The organism is Streptomyces sp. DH12 (assembly GCF_020873895.1).
GTDB lineage: Bacteria > Actinomycetota > Actinomycetes > Streptomycetales > Streptomycetaceae > Streptomyces.
The window spans coordinates 1-438 of sequence record NZ_JAHWGT010001194.1; the positions used below are offsets into that span (position 1 = coordinate 1).

The 438-nt window shown below is 71.0% G+C and carries 1 protein-coding gene; it reads left to right on the plus strand.

Features of this window, described 5'->3' with window-relative positions:
- Positions 1–275 precede the first annotated feature (275 nt).
- Positions 276–438 (plus strand): YbaB/EbfC family nucleoid-associated protein (locus LPA54_RS39205; protein WP_228985163.1); only part of this gene is annotated, 163 nt, incomplete at its 3' end.

A 438-nucleotide genomic window follows, 5' to 3' on the forward strand; every position in this document is an offset into this window, starting at 1 on the left:
TGACCGACCTCGCGCACACACCGCACGCGGTCGACCGGTCACGCGTGGTGCTCGCACGCCGGGCCCTTCCTACCGCCCAACGGGTGGGCGCGTCGGGAGTTCGCGCGCTTTTACGCCCGGAAGGGGGCCGTGATCAGGTATAGGGCCCCGGAGGGAACTCACCCGAAAGAGTGCCGGGGCGACGGCCGTCCCGAGCACGTAGGCTCGTGCCGAGGGTGCGACCGTCGCACCCGGACCGACGTAGCGATCCGACGTACCGACCTAGGAGCTGAATCGTGATCCCCGGTGGTGGCCAGCCCAACATGCAGCAGCTGCTCCAGCAGGCCCAGAAGATGCAGCAGGACCTGGCCAAGGCCCAGGAGGAACTGGCGCGCACGGAGGTCGAGGGCCAGGCGGGCGGCGGTCTCGTGCGGGCCACCGTCACCGGCTCCGGCGAGC